This window comes from Dyadobacter frigoris (assembly GCF_005280585.1).
GTDB classification, from domain to species: Bacteria; Bacteroidota; Bacteroidia; order Cytophagales; family Spirosomataceae; genus Dyadobacter; species Dyadobacter frigoris.
In genome coordinates, this window is record NZ_SZVO01000014.1 from 21,688 (window position 1) to 39,194 (window position 17,507).

Sequence of the window (17,507 nt, forward strand, 5' to 3'; positions counted from 1 at the left end):
ACCGCTATTGGGACCGCAGTTCCGGAAAATTGCTTTTCACAAGAAATGTTGAGTTCGTTTTATATGAATTCAACGAGTGATGAGACATTTAAGCGTAAAATCAAAATCGTTGCCGGGAAAACCGGCATCAATCAGAGGCATTCCGTACTGAAAGATTTTGATGAAAGAACTTCGGATTTTGAATTGTTTTCAAAAACTTCATCCGTTGAACCAGGACTGACCGAAAGAATGCTGTTATATAAAAAATATGCAACAGAACTGTCCCTTGCAGCTATTTATAAAATTGAAAATATTGATACACTTAAAAAAGGCATAACGCATTTAATTACAGTTACCTGCACCGGATTATTTGCACCTGGCCTCGATATTGAACTCATCAGGGAGCTGGATCTGAATCCGGAGACTCAACGCAGCAGCGTTAATTTTATGGGATGTAATGCGGCAATCATTGCTTTAAAAAGTGCAGATGCTATTTGCAGAAGTCAGCCTGATGCAAATGTGCTGATCGTTTGTACGGAGTTATGCACGATACATTTTCAAAAAAGATTTAACGACGATTATATTCTTTCCAACCTTATTTTTGGCGATGGAGCTGCCGCTGTTATGATGTCATCACAGCCAAAGGAAAACAGTTATTATAAGAAAGTACAGGTGAATAAATTCAATTCCATGATCCTGCATAAGGGATACAGGGATATGGCCTGGCAATTATCTGAAACAGGTTTTATCATGAACCTGACGTCTTACGTGCCTGGGTTAATCAAGGAAAATATTCTACCGATGTTAGATAAAATTAGCTTAATGCCTTCTGAGATAGATCATTGGGCTATTCATCCGGGAGGTAAAAAGATTGTGGATGATTTTGCAGCGGCACTCAGCCTTGATAAATCTTTGCTCGAAGAAACATATGACATCCTGAAAAATTACGGAAATATGTCATCTCCCACGGTTTTATTCGTGCTGGAAAAAGTATTGGAAAAATCGAAAAACGCAAAAGCAGGCGAGAAGATCTTCGCGGCTGCTTTTGGCCCCGGATTGAGTATTGAAACCATGCAGCTGCAATATGTTTAAATTCAGAAGTACTGAAAAGGAGTTACTGGACCAGGAAGAGATTCCGGAACAGGATTTATTTCAAAATCTTCGGGAACTGGATTTTATTAACCATTGGCTCGGCGGCTACGATATTTCTTTTTCGGCTCTAAAATCCATTATCAAACCAGGTCAGCATTATTCATTTGCAGATATCGGTTGTGGGGGAGGAGATACGTTAAAGCGAATTAAGAAATGGAGAGCGAAACATGGTTATTTTATTGATTTACATGGAGTTGATTTAAAGCCGGTTTGTATAAAATACGCTGAAAATAATCCTGAAAACGAAGGGATTCAGTTTATTTGTGATGATTACAGGAAAATATTTAGCCACATTGAAAAAATTGACATCATTCATGCCTGTTTATTTTGTCATCATCTGACTGAAAATGAGCTTTTGGCATTGATTAGCTTCGCGATTGAACATAAATCAATTCTTGTTATTAATGATCTTGAAAGAAATCCGCTGGCGTATTTTTCAATTAAATGGTTAACTTATTTATTTTCAAAATCTTACCTTGTAAAAAATGATGCTCCTCTTTCTGTTTTAAGAGGTTTTAAAAAGAATGAATGGATTTCCATTTTAAATAGATCGGAAGCAGTTCATTACTCCATTAAGAATAAATGGGCATTTAGGCATCTAATCATCGTTGATGGAACCAGAGAATAAAATGTACGATTGTGCCATTATCGGCGGAGGTTTGGCAGGTCTATGCCTGGCTATACAGCTTGCAGATCAAGGTATTAGAGTCGTTTTGTTCGAGAAAAATGAATATCCTTTTAATAAAGTTTGTGGTGAATATATTTCGATGGAAAGCTGGGATTTTCTAACCGGACTTGGTTTGCCCCTTGATTCCTATAATTTGCCCATTATCAATAATCTGGGAATAAGCTCGGAAAAGGGTTTTATGCTAAACCAAACCCTTGAAATGGGTGGTTTTGGTATAAGCAGATATAGCCTGGACAATTATTTATATCAACTTGCGATTGAAAAAAAGGTTAAGGTTCTTCAAAATTGTAAAGTTAACTCTGTTAGTCAGGCTGGAACCGAATTTCAGGAAATTGATACGAACCGAGGCGAATTTAAAGCTTCTGTTGTTTGTGGAAGTTATGGGAAATATACGCCCTCTTTTATCCAGAAAAATGAAAAATATCTAAACCCGGATAATAGAAAAGATACCAATTATATTGGCGTAAAATATCACATAAAGAGCGATTTGGCTAATAATAGAATCGAGCTTCATAATTTTAAAGACGGCTATTGTGGTATTTCAAAAGTGGACCAGGACTGGCATTGTCTGTGTTATCTCACTACGGCCGAAAATCTTCAAAACAACAATAAGGATATCAAAACGATGGAAGAAAATGTACTTTTCAAAAACCCGTTTTTGAAAAATTACTTTACGAAATCAGAATTTGTAAATTTTAATCCGCTTGTAATCAGTAATATCCAGTTTCATAAAAAGCAAACCGACCTTGGGAATATTTTTTTATTAGGTGATGCGGCAGGAGCTATCACACCACTTTGCGGTAATGGCATGAGCATGGGCATGAGAGCTTCGAAGTTGCTGGCGGTGGAATTGATTAAGTATTTTGAAAACAAATGTTCGATACCAGAAGTATCCCTAGCGTATAAAAAATCCTGGGATCATGCTTTTAACAACAGAATCGTAGCTGGTTACTATTTGCAAAACTTGTTTGGAAAGAAAAATACAACGCATTTAGCGCTAAAATTGTTGAGCAAAACGCCCGGTTTAATGCGTAAGCTTATCACCTTAACACACGGACTTGAATTCTAATATGCTTATACCGAGCGCTGTACCTTATTTTGTTTGGCCATTGACTGTTTCGCTTCCTTAAAGTACTTGAACGAAACCCACAACATACCAAAACATTCGCCTTCTTCTTTTTGCAAATGTTTGTGGTGCACTTTATGCGCTTTGCGGATTGCTTTCAGATAGAAGGAATCTGTATTTCTGAAAATTTTGAAACGCTGGTGGATAAAAATATCATGCACCAGAAAATAGGCCATTCCATACAAACTAATTCCTGTGCCGATCCAGAATAACATGCTGAAATTCTGTTCCAGCCCGAAAAATAAACATAGTATTCCCGGAGTAGCAAAAATCAGAAAAAAGTAGTCGTTCTTTTCAAAAAAATCCTGATCGTCTCTCTGGTGATGGTCGTGATGAAGAAACCAGAAAAGGCCATGCATGAGATACTTATGTGCCAGCCAGGCCACGCATTCCATCACGACAAATGTTACGATTATGGTTAGTATATTTACTATAACAGGATTCATATATTGATTAAATTCTTAATTTTTCTAAAACTTCATCGAGGCAAATCTTAAACCATTCCGTATACTGCGCAGGATTGTTTTGCATATCAATACGAAGATTTTTTTCAGAAATGTATTTATAACTTAAAACTTCATCATGATTAATTACGGGAATTTTATCTGTAATTCCCCAGAAAACGTGGTCGAGTTCGTGCTCCGTTAATCCGTTATCCAGCCCTGCCTCATAGCGGAATGAATAAAGAAAATTTAAAGAAGCATCAATGCCCATTTCTTCTTTCAGGCGCCTTGTAGCAGCATTAAAAGTGCTCTCATCAGGAAAAGGATGGCTGCAACAGGTATTTGACCATAATCCTTCCGAATGGTATTTTCCGTATGCGCGCTGCTGCAAAAGTAATTCTCCGTTTGTATTGAAAATGAAAATCGAAAATGCACGGTGCAAAACACCTTTCTGGTGCGCTTCCAGTTTGGGCATTAAACCAATTTCAACATCATTTTCATTTACAAGGACAACGTGATCATTCATGACTTAATAGATTTAGGATTTAGAAAAAGCAACATAATGTTAGTACGCCTAGTTATATTACTACTTTTCCTAACAAATTATTGTCATAAAAGATCAAATTGATGTCTAAATAATGACAGGAACATAAGTCCGATTTTATCATAATCAGGAATTCTTATCCGGGCGGTCATGACTTTTTCCGGCGGCAATTCTTTTATTCGCAGAAATAATTTTTTGTAATAAAAATAAGCCAGATAAACACCTCTTCTTGCACCAGCCGGTAATTGTTTAATACCTATCAATGCCTCTTCAAAATCTGCCTCAATTTCTTTTTGAATATTAAGTTTATCCTGGAATGAAAAATGCTGAAAATTTACCTCCGGGAAATAATTTCTTCCCAGCAATTGATAATCAGCCATTAAATCTCTCAGAAAATTTACTTTCTGAAATGCCGCTCCAAGCTTCATCGCAAAGGGCTTTAATTTATCGTAAACGATGAGGTCATCCTGCGAAAACACACGCAGGCACATGAGCCCGACTACCTCAGCTGAACCCATAATGTACTGATTATAAGAATTTTCGGTATGTTCTTTCTGGTAAAGGTCCATTTCCATACTTTTCAAAAAAGTATCAATCAACGCCCATTCAATTCTGTACTTGTGAACGACTTCCTGAAAACTGTTTAGAATTGGGTTAATACTTATTTTTAAGGCAATGGCTTCCATGGTATCGTTTCTGATTTTGCGCATCAAAAATTCCTTGTCGTACTCGTGGAAGCTGTCAACGATTTCATCCGCGAGCCTCACAAATCCATAAATACCATAAATCGGAGCATGATATTTCTTGTCCAGAAATTGAATTCCTAATGAAAAAGAAGTGCTGTATAATTGCGTGGTGGTCTTACTACAAGCAGCAGACAAATTATCAAAGATCGCTTTCATATATTATTTCTTAAGAAATTTCAAAAGTTCCTTAGCCGCAATTTGTCCCGAAATAATGGATGGCGGAACGCCAGGTCCGGGAACAGTCAGCTGCCCTGCATAGTATAGGTTTTTCACTTTTTTGCTTTTCATTTTGGGTTTAAAGATTGCTGTTTGCATTAACGTGTTGGCCAGCCCGTAAGCATTGCCTTTATAAGCGTTATAATCACTGATGAAATTCGAAACGGAATAACTTCTCTTATAAACGACATGGCTGGTGATATCTTCGCCAGCAAACTTTTCAAGCCGTTTCATGAGCGCGTTGTAATATTCTTCACGGATTTCCTCAGAATCAGGAAGCCCGATTGCGATGGGCATTAATACAAAGATATTTTCACTTCCTTCCGGCGCTACGGACGGGTCGGTTTTAGAGGGGCAGCAAACATAAAAAAGGGGATTTGTAGGCCACTTTTTTTCTTTATAAATCTCTACGGCATGTTGTTCAAAATCTTCGTCAAAAAACAAATTATGATGTCTCAGTTTGCCTATTTTTTTACTCACACCGAGATAAAACAGCAGGCAGGACGGAGCAAAAGTTCGTGCGGACCAGTAAGAGTCATCGTATGACTGTAGATATTCCGGAAGTAAATCTTTTTCAATATGATGGTAATCAGCACTTCCAATAATAGCGTCTACCTGGTGGCTATTACCGTTCGAATGCAAATGACTGATTGAGCCGGCGTTGATCTCCAGCCGATCCACAATATGGGAGGTTTTGAAATTAACGCCTTCATTTTCAGCAATTGTTTTAAATGCATCCGCTACTTTTCCAAAACCTCCCATGGGATAAAATGTACCTTGTTTTAAGCCTGCAAAATTCATGAGACTGTATAAAGCAGGTGTATCTTTTGGCATAGCACCTAGGAAAAGCACGGGAAATTCTATGATGGCAAGTAACCTTGGATTCTTAAAGTATTTTCTGACGTGATCACTAAAAGATGAAAACAGCTGGATTTGCAAGGCATCTTTAAACAATTTGAGGCTAAAAAATTCGGAGACTGAATGCCCGGGTTTAAAAACCATTTCACCCATTCCCACACGGTATTTAAACTCGCCTTCTTTAATAAACATTCTCAGTTTTATGCCACTTCCGGTTTCAATACTTTCAAATAATTCGCATATTTCGTTGAAATCAGCTGGGATATCCATGACCTCACTTTCGCCAAAAACGACCGCGAACCCTGGGTCCAGCTTTTTTAACTCATAGAAATCTGACGTTGTCTTATCAAATAAATTGAAGTAATTTTCATAAACGTCAGGCATCCAATACCAGCTTGGCCCCATATCAAAAACAAATCCATTACTTTCAAAAGATCTGGCCCGTCCACCTGTATTTGAATTTTTTTCAAAAACTGTCACCTGGGTTCCATTTGCAGCCAAAACGGCTGATGCAGACATCCCGGCAAATCCGGAACCAATCACTGCAACATCCTTTTTATTTATTTTGCCAGTTGGGTTAAGCATTTGGTGTTGTTAAAATTTCAATGAGGTTATCAATCGTTTTAATCTGCATGACGTTATTATCCTCGGCAATTTTCTGAATATTTTGATCGCCTCCCGAGATACAGATCATACTGGATCCAAAGTCACCTGATAATTTTGTGACCAATTCAGCCATTTCGTTTTCGTACTGATTTCTTACAAAAAATGAATAAATATGTGTCGGATTACATTGTTCCACCACATTTGTCAGGTCATTATAAGGGACACGCTGTCCAAGATAAATCACTTTTTTGCCATGTTGGCGAATAAGATAATTGGCGAAAAGGAGCCCGATTTCATGATCCTCTGACTCATTTAGAAAAAGAATCCAACTTTGATCCGGATCCTTTGGCAAGGGAAGCGCATCAATGGCGCTGAAAAGTTTTTGCTTGATCAGGTTAGATAAAAAGTGCTCCTGAGCCGGTAGCAAATCATCTTTTATCCACATCAATCCCGTCCGGACAAGCAACGGATAAATGATTTTTGAATATGTTTTAGTCATTCCAAAACGCTTTATGGCATTTGAGAATAGTTCATCAAAAAGTATCTGATCGTAGGTAGAGAGAGAAATCAGTGCCTGATTAATAATGGCCTCAACATGTTTTTCGCTCTGAAATGATTCAGCAATAATCTTATCGATTTCAACAACCATTTCTGGCCTGCTGAGCTTGCTGATATGCGAAATTTTCATACCCTTACTCATTAAGGTACAGACATTAAGCAGTTTTTTTAGCTGCTGGTCGTCATAAAACCTGATGTTGGTGTCCGTTCTTTCAGGTTCAAGTAAACCATAACGCTGCTCCCAAATCCTAATGGTGTGCGCTTTCTGGTTACTGATCCTTTCAAGATCCTTGATTGAATATAAAGCCATTTTGTTTAATGTTTTTCAAAAATAGTTAAACAAAATGACTTTTGTAACGTTTTAAGGAAATACTTTAAATAAAAGTTATTGGTACACGAATCTGAAAATTGTTACAGTAAACTTTGTGACCTGCCTTTAACTTATTGGTTTGAAATAAAATACAGAAAAAAAAATTTCAGGTTTTGTATGTTTTATTTAAAAAGTTGCTACATTTGATATTGAAAATATCTACTGATTGATTTCAAAAGTATCATACCGTTATGGAAACGCAACAAATATTTTGGTCAGCAAACATTAAGCATTTACGGCTGCGAAAAAAAATGAGCCAGGAGGTATTAGCCGAAAAGCTTGGGATTTCGCGTGTGAAGCTTAATGCACATGAAAGTGGAAGAACCGTCAACCCGACGGTAGAAGATCTGGTGAATACTTCCGGCTTTTTCAAGATGAGTATTGACTGTCTTTTGAAGATGGATTTGTCAAAACTCAGCGAGCAAAAACTTAAAGATCTGGAGGAAGGGAGCCAGGCTTATATGTCTGGCAGTAAAATCCGTGTGTTGGCCATCACCGTTGATAAGGACGAGAAAGAGAATGTTGAGTACGTCCCGGTAAAAGCAAAAGCAGGGTATCGTTCGGGTTACAGCGATCCTGAATTTCTGGCCGGATTACCAAGATTTAACCTTCCGAATCTGCCCAAGAACGGTACTTTTCGAATGTTCCCGACGATCGGAGATTCGATGTTGCCTGTACCGGAAGGCAGTGATATCATCACAAGGTATGTTCAGGATTGGCGGTTGCTTAAAAAGGAAACGCCTTGTATCGTAATTTTGAAAGGAGAGCAGGATTTTGTTTTTAAGCAGGTTACAATTAATGAGGATGGGACGATGCTTTTGCAGTCGTTTAACAAACAATATTTTGCTTATACAGTTCCTGTTTCAGAAGTTTTGGAATTGTGGGAATATTATAGCTTTCACAGTAAACAACTGCCTGAACCGCAAACAGATATGCAGCAGTTGTTGAAAATGCTTCAGGAGGTGCAATTTGAAATTAAAGAAATGAAAAAATAAATTGAAATTGGGTGTGTGTGATGTAGAATAAAGGCTCCGGTTTGGATACCGGGAGCCTTTATTTTGTGATCACGGTGATCATGCCTTTAAAAATAAAAAAGTGAAATGGCATAGAAAAATGCGAGTAAAGCCAATCGGAACCTGAACGTACTGCGTTAGCCTTGTATCAATCCTTCCGCTAATCAAAGAATCTTTCCAGTTGGAAATAATTGCGTTTTGTTTAATTTTTGTGAAGGCAGCAGCGATTGCTTCGTGAGAACTTATAGGTTTGATATGAAGCAATTTAGAAAGTCTGTTATCTGGGCAAACTACTTCGACCGTGTCATACTATCGACAAGTTCTTTTGTCAATATAACCTGTGGCACCGGTAAGCAGGATTTTCATTGGATAAAATTTAAAAAAGATGAAGCGAATTTTACCAGACCTGCGCTGAAAAATCTATGTCAGGTCTTCGATCTGAAATTTATTTTTATTAAAGTAAAATATTTGTGTGACGTATAATTCAAAGAAACGTATTATATGTGTTGCTTTTTTAGGCCTTGGCCTTACGTTTAATAACTTTTTAATGAAAAATCAATACAATTTTTAAGTATAATTCGTTAATAGCGTAACTTTATATTGTTATAAATAAAGACAAAATAGTCATGATACATGAAAAGGTTTTCACATTGAAAAATCGCCGGGAGGTTAAAGTAATCTTCAAGGCGACTTATCTTCCTACAACACAAAAATTAAAAACTGATTACGAAATTCTGATAAGGGAACCGGGAGAAAAATTGTTTCGGGAACCCATTGGCATTAGTCATCCAAAATATTGGAAATTACAGACAGTTTCAAAGGAGCAAGGAAGGGAGCTTATTCTATTATATAGTGGAATAAGCCATAAACAGTTGCAATCGGCAGAAAATGAGTTTAACCAGTTAATGCTCATGCCTGCCTGAGGCCGGTGATTTTATTTGCGCCAACTTCTTTCAAATCTGAAAGAAGTTGGCGTTTTTTTGTTAGTATATGCGTTTTACTACAACTTTACTATTGGTAAGCTGAGCGGCATAAGCACGGGCATTTTCATTTGGCAATGAAATGAAGGTTTGTTTTTTCTTTTTTCCATCTGTTGTAATCCAGTTGGCTGAATAAATTTCAAATGGAGGTGCCCCTGCATAAATCGGGCGGTTATCAGAATGTACAAAATTGTCTTCCTCTTCGTAAGCCAATTCAAGATCACTTCCTTCCAATACTTCACAGATAATTCTCAATTTTCCAAACTCATCATCTGCCAGACCTTTAATACGCGCTTTTCCGAAAAAGGGCTCTTCCCCGAATTCCCAGCGATCGTAGTATTCTATCACATTTCCTATTTGAGAATCAATATAATCTGCACTTAACTTCGTATCCTGGTCCATGGTAGTAACGGCTTTGTTAAACATTTTTTTTTAATAATCTTATCACTGATTCCAGTGATTTAGACTGACTGGTAATCCTGACATTCTATTTAAGTCAAAAGTCTGACTTACAATTTTGTGAATATTTGCAAATATAGGAATGCCCTTATATCTATAACACAAACCACCATTTTAATTAGTGTTTTTAGTGGTAAAATATAAAAAAAATTTATATATCTGTTGGATTTGAAAATATATTGAAGAATTCGCCAGAAAAAACCGGGGTGTAAAATATTTTATTTCAATACTTTACAAATATTTTAGCAGGTTGAATAAAGAAAATTTATAACCGTTTTGATTAAATCTAAATTATAGAAGTTTCAAAAAAATATTCTCTGAGTATCGCGTTTTTTTAGGTTAATAAAAAAACGCGATACTCAGAGGAAGATATGACTTAACTTAATTGACCAAAAATTTTAAAAAATGAATTTAGTACTTAAAAAATTAGAACTATTTTCTCTTACAATTTCATTGATCAGCTGATTGTTACTGTCACTCATTTTAAAAGCAACCAGCGAACGTATTGAAAAAGAGCGAATTGCATCTGGAATTGACAAGGTTCCTTCTGCACTGTCTTTCCGGCCTGTAAACGGGAAAGCGTCTGGTCCTCGTTGCGATTGTGTATTAATATTGACACGACTCACCAGATTGACCAACGGATCAATAAGCCAGGAAACTTCCTGCGCGTTGTTGCTGAAAATACTTACCTGCTGTCCATGGGTCGATGCGATAAGAAAATCGATTGTTTCTTCCAGATCGTCAAAAGGAACAATAGGGATAATAGGCCCGAATTGCTCTTCATGATACAATTTCATCTGATCATTTACAGGATAAACCACGGCGGGATAAAAGAAAGAAGCTACGGAGGTGCCTCCGTTTTCATTCATGATCTTTGCTCCGAATTTTTCTGCATCTGCAATACATTCATTCAGATAATCAATTTTATTAGGTTCAGGCAAAGGTGTCAGCGACACGCCTTTTTCCCAGGGCATACCAAATTTGAGCTGACCGACGGCTGCATTAAATTGTTTGATAAATTCTTCGGCTATACTCCTGTGCACCAGCACGATTTTTAAAGCAGTGCAACGTTGTCCATTAAAAGACAGCGAACCCGTAATGGTTTCTTTGACAGCCAACGGAATATCGGCATAGGGTGTCACAATAGCAGCGTTTTTGGCATCCAAACCCAAAACTGCCCGCAAGCGGTTCACTTTTGGGTGCTGTTTTTTCAATTCATTCGCAACTTTGCTGGAACCTATCAAAGTCAGCACGTTGATTTTTCCGGACTGCATCAAACCTGGAACAATCGCATTTCCACGGCCATAAATCACGTTTACCACGCCTTTTGGAAAACAATCCCGGAAAGCTTCCTGTAAAGGATAATGTAATAAAGTGCCGAATTTCGGAGGCTTGAACAAAATCGCATTTCCCATAATCAGCGCCGGGATCAGCGTCGTGAAGGTTTCGTTCAACGGATAATTAAAGGGACCCATACACAATACCACGCCAAGTGGCGACCGGCGGATCTGCGCTGCTATGCCGTCAACAATCTCAAAGCCCGACGAATCTCTGTCGAGATGTTTCAGAGAATCAATGGTTGCGTAAATATATTCAACGGTACGGTCAAATTCTTTTGTAGAATCGGCAAATGATTTTCCGATTTCCCACATGATGAGCTTTACGATTATGTCCTTTTGCTCAATCATTTTGCCCGTGAATTTCTCAACATGATGAATACGTTCTTCAACGCTCATGATGGGCCATTCGCCGCGGCCGTTGTCGTATGCCTGCACTGCTGCTTCCAGAGAAGCCTGTGCTTCGTTTTCTGTACAAACCGGATAGCTGCCGATCAGCTTTCTTTCCAGCCCGTTTTCCGTTTTGATACAAATTGGTGAATATACTTCATGAACCTGTCCGTTCCACTGCTTCATTTCTCCATTACTAAGATATTCCCGCTGGTGAATTTCCGAAGGAAGGGAAAATTCAGCAGGAACATCCTTTGCCTCAACAAAGATGTTTTCTAATGTGGTTTTGAAATCCATTTTTTAGTTTTTAAAAAAGGTACACGATGAATGAATGCCGGAAATTTTTGCTGTGGAAACTGTTTCAGCATCAGCAATAATCCGCTGGTCAATTTAAGACCATAATTAATGAGATCACGTGCGGAATGCAAAAGTATTTTTTATGATTCTTTTTTGCGATGTCAAGTTCATTGATATTGAGGTGTAAATCTATTGTCTGACAGATTTTTCAAACTTGGTCTGCAATTTTATAACCGCAGAAAATAATTCTAAAATCATAATTCAGCAATGTCCCATCCTGGGGAAATGGCTGAAATGAATAGAAGTCACACCGGGAAAAATCACTAAAAACTGAGCTTAAACTTTTCAGTGCAGCATATTAATAAAGTCACTGATTCCCTTAGAATCAAGTATCAAATCCATTTCAAGATTATTAATGGCGTTTTGAGGCATATAAGCCATTTGTGCAGATTCTGGTTTTTGCGCGATTATAAATCCTCCGGCATCTTTTACAGTTTTCAGCCCGGCCGTTCCATCGTCATTTGAACCTGACAAAAGGATAGCTATAAGAGAAGTACCAAAAGTATCGGCGGCTGATTCAAATGTAACATCGAGACTTGGCCGGCTGAAATTGATTTTTTCAGAAACATCAAGCGAAAAAGAGTAATTTTTTTCGATCAAGAGGTGATAGTCGGCAGGAGCAAGGTAAATATTACCTGGAAGGATTGGATCTTTATCATCAATTTCTTTTGTAGGAATTAATGTTTTGGTGGAAAGCAGATCTGAAAGGGAGGAATCTCCGGAATATTTTCGGTGCAGTACCAGAATTATAGCTACATTCAATACAGGATTTAAGGCCGGGAAAACTTCAAACAAAACTGAAAGGCTTCCGGCCGAACCTCCGATAACAATGGCTTTATATTTACTTTTTACATCGTTTTCTTCCATATCTTTTCCTTATCCAATTGCTTATATCTTGATTGAATGGTCGAAAATTTCAAAGTTTCTTTCGAACCCAAAGCAAGATATCCAAGCGGCCCCAGACTTTCATCAAATAATTTCAAAGCTCTTTCCTGTAAATCCTTATCAAAATAAATAAGAACATTGCGACAAAGAATCAGGTCAAATTCATTAAAAGAACTATCTGAAACAAGATTATGCGTTGAAATAATAATCTTTTCGGACAAATCCTCGTTCAGTTTTGCCTGTCCGTAGTTGGCGGTGTAGTAAGTGGAAAAATCCTTTGTACCTCCGGATGCTATGTAACTTTCGGAGTATTGTTTCATCTGATTTAAGGGAAAAATTCCTTTTCTTACCTTTTCTAAAACGCTGGGGTTCAGGTCTGTGGCATATAGCAGCGACTTTCTTAACAAATTAGCTTCCTGCAATAAAATGGCCATCGAAAAGACTTCTTCGCCCGTAGAACAGCCTGCATGCCAAATTCTTATAAAAGGTTTAGTGCCTAAAATCGGCAAAATGTGGGTTCTTAAAACTTTATAAAATGACGGATCACGAAACATTTCGGTAACGTTCACCGTAATTTCTTCAATGAATCTCTTCAAATAATCTTCTTCCGTACGCACACGATAACGCAACTCGGCAAAGCTTGGAAACTTGTCGAGAGCAAACAGCCTGATTATTCGTCTTTTTAATGATGCCCTGGAATAATTGGCAAAATCATAACCATACATTTCAAATACATCATCCAAAAGAAGATCTATTTCCTCATCCTCGATCATCATAAATTTTAAATACTTCTCAACAATTGTAACAAGTGGTCAACATTAATAGGTTTGGAAATATAGTCGTCTGCACCGGCTTTGAGACACTTTTCCTTATCGCCGACCATAGCCTGGGCCGTAACCGCAAAAACTGGTGTGTTCCGCCGTGATTCAATATTTTTGATGAGTGGAATTGCTTCATAACCATCCATATCCGGCATCATCATATCAATCAGGATCGCATCCACAACCTCTTCTGTTTTCAATAATTCAAGTGCTTCCCTGGCACCGGATCGGGAAATACTCTCAAACGATTTTGAACGTAAGGTAGCGGAAAGTGCAAAAATATTTCTGGCATCATCGTCAATGATCAATACCTTTTTTTTGTACATAAATTTTAGATACTATAAGTCTATACTATTTTACGACTGATATCAATCACGATTTTTCATAGAGCCAAACGCGTAATAAAGACATAAGTTGGTCAATATCAACTGGTTTTGTGATATAATCTGACGCGCCGGCATTAATACATTTCTCCCTGTCCCCTGTCATTGCTTTGGCTGTCACCGCTATCACCGGCAGATTTTTCCACTGATAATTCTCGCGTATCCTGCGGGCCGTTTCATAGCCATCCATTTGTGGCATCATCATATCAAGCAAAACTACATCAATTGAAGGATTTTCCCGAAGTTTTTGCAAAGCTTCCTGGCCGTCCAGCGCAGTTATCACATTCATTTTATAGTTTTCCAACGATTTGGTCAGTGAGAAAATATTACGGACATCGTCATCAGCTATCAAAACTGTTTTGTCCTGCAATATTTGTTCTAATGCACCCAGCTTTTTAAAATCTCCGTCTCTCACCAACGGTTTTTTATTTTCTTCAACTACATGAAGAAAAAGAGAGACTTCATCGAGCATTCGTTGATAGGAGTGTGCCGTTTTGACAATAATTGAGTCAGCATATTGTTTGATACGCAATTCTTCGGTCATGGACAGACTTTTTCCTGTAAAAATAATGATAGGAAGATTCTCGAAACCCGGATTCTTTTTGGCCTCCTCCAGGGTTTCGTAAGCCTGTTTATCAGGAATTCCCATATCCAGTATGACGCAGTCAACCTCCTTATTTTTCAAAGCCTCTATACCTTCCGAAATGTTACTTCTCAGTTCGGAATTGATATTGAAAGTTTCCAAAAAGTAGGCCAATGCTTTGGCATGCTGTGGATTATCTTCAATGATCAGTACTTTTTTTGATTTTCGGCTCAGTACATATTCAATCTTTTTAAAAATTTCCTGCATTTTGTCCAGCGCCATCGGTTTGTCGATAAAATCAACTGCGCCTTTCAGTAAACTTTCATTTTTAAGTTTATGAGACGACATGATGTGCACTGGAATATGTCTGGTTTTAGGGTTGGATTTGAGCCTGTCCATCACATCCCAGCCACTCATAACAGGAAGCTGAATGTCGAGCAAAATACCTCGTGGTTTAAAACTTTCTGCCAGTTCTAGTCCTTCGTCGCCTCGTACAGCTACAATTCCTTTGTAACCTTTCTTTCTGGTGTAATCCAGAAGTGTTTTTGCGAAATTGGTATCATCCTCAATAATCAGAATAGCCTTATCCTTTTCAGAGATTATTGCCCTGTCGTCAGGAATGCTTTCCGGTATGACGGTACTGATAAACCGGGTGTCAATGATCTCATCTTTTTTAATAAAAGAATCTGTTTTTGCAGTTCCAAAGAAATTTTTGTTTTCCGGGATCTGGGAATTTTGACTTTGGGAAACGGGAAGATATAAAATAAATTCACTGCCTTTACCTGCTTCGCTGTTAAGTGTAATTTCACCTTTAAGCAGTTTTATCAATTCCCTGCTGATAGACAAACCAAGACCGGTTCCGCCGTATTTTCTTTTGGTTGAGCCGTCGGCTTGCTGAAATGCTTCAAATATAAGCTGCTGTTTTTCAGGCGGAATACCAATTCCGGTATCTTTAACTGCAAACGAAAGTACTTTGGCATCAGCCGGATTAGCTTTTACAATCAGTTGAACGGAGCCTGCTGAGGTGAATTTCAATGCATTAGAAATCAGGTTTTTTAATATTTGTTCCAAACGCATTCTGTCCGTTTCGATAAATGCAGGGACGTCGGCATCGACCGAAATCTTAAATTCCAGATTTTTTTCCTTTGCTATCTGATTGAAAAGCGCTTTGATATCGTCAGTTATATCCCGCACTGAAACCCTGGCATAATCCAGATCCATTTTTCCGGCCTCAATTTTGGAAAGATCCAGAATTTCATCAATCAGTCCCAGTAAGCCATTTCCGGACGACTGAATCACTGTGGCATATTCAACCTGATCGCTGTTTAGATTTTTCTCGTCATTTTCTGCAAGCAGCCGGCTTAATAATAATATTGAATTCAGTGGTGTACGCAGCTCATGCGACATATTCGCCAAAAATTCTGATTTATAACGGGTTGTTACTTCAAGCTCTTCTGCCTTTTTCTCAATTTCCAGATTTTTTTCTTCCAGCAAACTGCTGCGTTCTTCAAGCTCACCATTGGTTTGTTGAAGTTCTTCCTGCTGCACGCGCAGCTCCTCCTCTGATGCCTGGAGTTTTTGAGATTGTGCTTCCAGCTCCGTATTCAGGTTTTCAAGTTCATTGTGCTGCGTTTGAAGTTCCTCTGATTGTGCCTGAGTTTCTTCAAGGAATTCCTGCAATTTTACATAATCCAAAGCTGCATTCACGCCTATCGAAAGCATTTCCAGATTTTCTTCCAAAAACTGAATTTCCAGTGCTCCGGGTTCTCTTAAAAGTCCTATTTCAATGATACCAATACATTCATTTGAATAAACCAAGGGCAAAATAACAATACAGGTTGGTGGCGTATTTCCCAGGGAAGAATTTACAGTAATATAGTTTTCGGGCAAATCCCGGATAATGACAGAGGATTTATTTTTAATTACCTGACCGGCAAGTCCTTCTTTACCTTTGATAATTTCTGGCGCATGTGTTGCAGCAAAATTACCGGTAAGTTTATAGTTCCAGTCCTTATCTAGAATATAAACCGTACCAAGCGGCGCATTGATATAACCCGTTATCGTAGTTATCAGATTTTCTGCCAGATTCTTTAAAATCCTTTCTCCACGGATTGCATCACTTAATTTTACAGTACCAGTTTGCAACCAGTTTTTATTAGACAAATCATTGAAGGTTTGTTCCAATGAACCAGTCATACTATTAAGTGCGGTTGAAATCCTGCCCAGCTCGTCGTCCATGGTATCCGAGTTTCTGACGGAGTAGTCGCCCTCTGAAACAAGTTTTGTAATACCTTCAATTACATTGATTCTTTGTGCTGTTTCAATATATTTTTCCTCAGCTTCTTTCTGTTTACGAATGCGGTCATCCAGATCTTTTTTAATCCGGAAATAGGCAAAACCAGTGATCAATATGGATATCAATGCTGCGATTACGAGCAAAACAGGAGTATAACTAATATATACCTGTTGTGCTTCGGTGCGCTCTTTGAGCATTTTATTTTCCTCCGTTTTTATCCTTTCAATAACCACCCGAAGGTTGTCCATTACCTGTTTGCCCTTAAGCATTTCTCTTTGCCGGGCGGCAGTATCGAAGGCAGATTGCTCGTTTCTTCTGGTTTTGTCAATGATCTTTTGCATTTGTATGAATTTGGCTTCATACAATTTTTTCGCTTCTTCCAGATTTTTTTGCTGAACCGGATTATCAGTCGTTAACCCGACTAACGTATTATAACTTGCGGATGTTTTTTCGTAGGAACCATTATATGGCTGTAAAAATTGAGGGTCCAGGGTGACCAGAAAACCGCGTTGGCCGGTTTCTGCATCTTTGATATATGAAATAATGTTTTCAGCTTCGATCAGAACCTGATTGGTATGGTTAACAAGCTGGGAATTAAGGATTAATTTTTGCGTACTGTAAAACGAAGCAAACAGACTAAGAACCAGAAGGATAATTGAGACCGAAAATACAATTTGCAGTTGCCGGATTATGGAGTTGGAGGAATTAGCAGGCATA

General features: G+C 38.1%; 16 protein-coding genes. 5 read left to right on the forward strand and 11 right to left on the reverse strand.

Features of this window, described 5'->3' with window-relative positions; all coding sequences use genetic code 11:
* Positions 1-45: 45 nt before the first annotated feature.
* The 3 genes from FDK13_RS36215 to FDK13_RS25475 are packed head-to-tail and all read left to right on the forward strand — an operon-like array spanning position 46 to position 2,888.
* Positions 46-1,071: a type III polyketide synthase gene (locus FDK13_RS36215; RefSeq protein WP_229216222.1), complete on the forward strand. Its 1,026-nt coding sequence runs from the start codon at positions 46-48 to the stop codon at positions 1,069-1,071.
* Positions 1,064-1,759: a methyltransferase domain-containing protein gene (locus tag FDK13_RS25470; RefSeq protein WP_137342842.1), complete on the forward strand. Its 696-nt coding sequence runs from the start codon at positions 1,064-1,066 to the stop codon at positions 1,757-1,759. The genes FDK13_RS36215 and FDK13_RS25470 overlap by 8 nt, the downstream gene beginning before the upstream one ends.
* Positions 1,743-2,888, forward strand: a complete 1,146-nt coding sequence (locus tag FDK13_RS25475; RefSeq protein ID WP_137342843.1) for an NAD(P)/FAD-dependent oxidoreductase — start codon at positions 1,743-1,745, stop codon at positions 2,886-2,888. The genes FDK13_RS25470 and FDK13_RS25475 overlap by 17 nt, the downstream gene beginning before the upstream one ends.
* A gap of 5 nt (positions 2,889-2,893) precedes the next feature.
* Here FDK13_RS25475 and FDK13_RS25480 read toward each other — a convergent pair whose 3' ends face one another.
* From FDK13_RS25480 to FDK13_RS25500, 5 genes are all read right to left on the reverse strand, one after another.
* The gene (locus FDK13_RS25480; RefSeq protein ID WP_137342844.1) at positions 2,894-3,391 is read right to left on the reverse strand and encodes a sterol desaturase family protein; all 498 of its coding nucleotides are present in this window, start codon (positions 3,389-3,391) and stop codon (positions 2,894-2,896) included.
* A 7-nt stretch (positions 3,392-3,398) separates the two neighbouring features.
* Positions 3,399-3,914 carry an isopentenyl-diphosphate Delta-isomerase gene (idi, locus tag FDK13_RS25485; RefSeq protein WP_137342845.1) on the reverse strand — a complete coding sequence of 172 codons (516 nt, stop codon included), beginning with the start codon at positions 3,912-3,914 and terminating at the stop codon, positions 3,399-3,401.
* An 83-nt stretch (positions 3,915-3,997) separates the two neighbouring features.
* Positions 3,998-4,834, reverse strand: coding sequence for a phytoene/squalene synthase family protein (locus FDK13_RS25490; protein WP_137342846.1), 837 nt, complete (start codon positions 4,832-4,834; stop codon positions 3,998-4,000).
* 3 nt (positions 4,835-4,837) lie between these two features.
* On the reverse strand, positions 4,838-6,337 hold the full coding sequence (gene crtID / locus FDK13_RS25495; RefSeq protein WP_137342847.1) for a bifunctional phytoene desaturase/3,4-desaturase: 1,500 nt from the start codon (positions 6,335-6,337) through the stop codon (positions 4,838-4,840).
* A complete protein-coding gene (locus FDK13_RS25500; RefSeq protein WP_137342848.1) occupies positions 6,330-7,226 on the reverse strand; it encodes a MerR family transcriptional regulator in 897 nt (298 codons plus the stop codon). Before FDK13_RS25500 ends, crtID begins: the two co-directional genes overlap by 8 nt.
* Positions 7,227-7,477: 251 nt before the next feature.
* Between FDK13_RS25500 and FDK13_RS25505 the strand changes: the two genes are divergently transcribed.
* Both FDK13_RS25505 and FDK13_RS25510 read left to right on the forward strand, forming a co-directional pair.
* A complete protein-coding gene (locus FDK13_RS25505) occupies positions 7,478-8,281 on the forward strand; it encodes an XRE family transcriptional regulator (RefSeq protein ID WP_137342849.1) in 804 nt (267 codons plus the stop codon).
* A gap of 644 nt (positions 8,282-8,925) precedes the next feature.
* A complete protein-coding gene (locus FDK13_RS25510; protein ID WP_137342850.1) occupies positions 8,926-9,222 on the forward strand; it encodes a hypothetical protein in 297 nt (98 codons plus the stop codon).
* A gap of 60 nt (positions 9,223-9,282) precedes the next feature.
* Here the strand turns inward: FDK13_RS25510 and FDK13_RS25515 are convergent, their stop codons facing one another.
* The 6 genes from FDK13_RS25515 to FDK13_RS25540 form a co-directional block, all read right to left on the reverse strand.
* A complete protein-coding gene (locus tag FDK13_RS25515; RefSeq protein WP_228101774.1) occupies positions 9,283-9,705 on the reverse strand; it encodes a hypothetical protein in 423 nt (140 codons plus the stop codon).
* A 431-nt stretch (positions 9,706-10,136) separates the two neighbouring features.
* Positions 10,137-11,762 (reverse strand): NADP-dependent glyceraldehyde-3-phosphate dehydrogenase, encoded by a 1,626-nt coding sequence (locus tag FDK13_RS25520; RefSeq protein ID WP_137342851.1) that lies wholly within the window; start codon positions 11,760-11,762, stop codon positions 10,137-10,139.
* 345 nt (positions 11,763-12,107) lie between these two features.
* Complete coding sequence (locus FDK13_RS25525) at positions 12,108-12,689, reverse strand: chemotaxis protein CheB (protein ID WP_137342852.1); 582 nt, start codon at positions 12,687-12,689, stop codon at positions 12,108-12,110.
* The gene (locus FDK13_RS25530; RefSeq protein ID WP_137342989.1) at positions 12,671-13,480 is read right to left on the reverse strand and encodes a CheR family methyltransferase; all 810 of its coding nucleotides are present in this window, start codon (positions 13,478-13,480) and stop codon (positions 12,671-12,673) included. The genes FDK13_RS25525 and FDK13_RS25530 overlap by 19 nt, the downstream gene beginning before the upstream one ends.
* Positions 13,481-13,488: 8 nt before the next feature.
* On the reverse strand, positions 13,489-13,854 hold the full coding sequence (locus tag FDK13_RS25535; protein ID WP_137342853.1) for a response regulator: 366 nt from the start codon (positions 13,852-13,854) through the stop codon (positions 13,489-13,491).
* A gap of 46 nt (positions 13,855-13,900) precedes the next feature.
* Entirely contained in the window at positions 13,901-17,506 is a 3,606-nt protein-coding gene (locus FDK13_RS25540) for a response regulator (protein WP_137342854.1), read from the reverse strand.
* Between the last annotated feature and the right edge of the window lies 1 nt (position 17,507).